This window comes from Brachyspira sp. (assembly GCF_050873525.1).
Taxonomy (GTDB): Bacteria; Spirochaetota; Brachyspiria; order Brachyspirales; family Brachyspiraceae; genus Brachyspira.
Genome location: NZ_JBNMIZ010000344.1, coordinates 1 through 1,409 on the forward strand (window position 1 = coordinate 1; position 1,409 = coordinate 1,409).

Here is a 1,409-nt window from a genome sequence, read left to right on the forward strand (position 1 = left end):
ATTTTATATTTTAGATTTTTATTATAATGAAAAAAATATTTTTGCCATTACTTTTAGTATTTTTATTTAGCGCTTTGCTTTTGGCGGACGATATATATATTCCTCCCGAACAGCTTCCCAAAAACGCTTTATCGTTTATACAAAAATATTTTCCAGATGTGAATATTCTTTATGCAGAAATGGATAAAAAAGATTACGAGGTTCGATTAGCAAACGGAGTGGAAATAGAATTTTTAAGAAACGGAGAGCTTAAAGAAATAGAAGGAAATTATGTAGCGATTCCTTTTGAAATATTATCCGAGCCTGTCGCAAATACTGTCCGCAGAACTTATCCGAATACGGTTATAACGAAAATAAAAGTAAAATGGAATCTATATGAAGTGAAACTTAATAATATGATGAAACTTTATATAGACGCAAACGGGCAGCTTTTAGGACAAAAATTTGACGATTAATAATTGACATTATCAATTTTAAATTTATGATTATAATAAAGTTTATTAATTAAATGGAGATTATTATGACAATAAATAAAGTCTATTCGGTATATTACAGCGCAACGGGAACTACTCAAAAAATCGCTTCTTTCTTGGGAGAAAATATAGCGAAAAAATTAAATGTCATGTTTGAAAAATATAATTATAGTTTGCCGAAAAGAAGAGAAAAAATTTTGGAATTCAAAGAAAACGAACTTGTAATATTCGGCACTCCGACTTATGCGGGCAGAGTTCCAAATATAATGCTTCCATATCTTAAAAATAATATCAAAGGAAACGGAGCTTTAGCGGTTCCAGTCGTTCTTTTTGGAAATAGAAATTTTGACGATTCTTTAATAGAATTAAGAAATATATTGGAAGATAACGGATTTAGAACTATAGCGGGCGGAGGATTTATAGGCGAGCATGCATTTTCCTATACTTTGGGAGCGAATAGACCAGACGAAAATGACATGAAAATCGCTTTGGATTTTGCCGAAAAAATAGCGGATAAAATAATCAATCTTAAAGAGATTCCAGCAGAGCCGATAAAAGTGAGAGGAAACGAACCTTTGCGTCCTTATTATATGCCTAGAGACAGACATGAACATGCGATTGATATTTTGAAAGTAAAGCCGAAAGTCGATATTCCGAAATGCACGGACTGTAAAATATGTGCTTATGTTTGTCCTATGGGTTCGATAGATTTTAACGATATTACAAAATATGTCGGTATCTGCACGAAATGCGGAGCCTGCGTAAAAAAATGCCCCGAAAAATGTAGGTATTATGATGACGAAGGATATTTATATCATCAGCATGAACTCGAAGAAGAATTTGAAAGAAGAGCCGAACCAGAAATTTTTTGTTAATTTTTTTAATAATAAAGAATTATTCTAATTGAAATTTTTTATATAATATATTATAGTATAA

Annotated in this window: 2 protein-coding genes; both read left to right on the plus strand. The window is 31.2% G+C overall.

Features of this window, described 5'->3' with window-relative positions; genetic code table 11:
- The first annotated feature begins 26 nt into the window (after positions 1–26).
- Positions 27–455 (plus strand): PepSY-like domain-containing protein, encoded by a 429-nt coding sequence (locus ACR0QS_RS13220; protein ID WP_432633918.1) that lies wholly within the window; start codon positions 27–29, stop codon positions 453–455.
- Between the two features lie 65 nt (positions 456–520).
- A complete protein-coding gene (locus ACR0QS_RS13225; protein WP_432633919.1) occupies positions 521–1,348 on the plus strand; it encodes an EFR1 family ferrodoxin in 828 nt (275 codons plus the stop codon).
- Positions 1,349–1,409 lie beyond the last annotated feature (61 nt).

What these genes read in the sequence shown, in the direction of transcription:
- ACR0QS_RS13220 (WP_432633918.1), top strand. Translation starts at nt 27, where the DNA reads ATGAAAAAAATATTTTTGCCATTACTTTTAGTATTTTTATTTAGCGCT.
- ACR0QS_RS13225 (WP_432633919.1), top strand. Translation starts at nt 521, where the DNA reads ATGACAATAAATAAAGTCTATTCGGTATATTACAGCGCAACGGGAACT.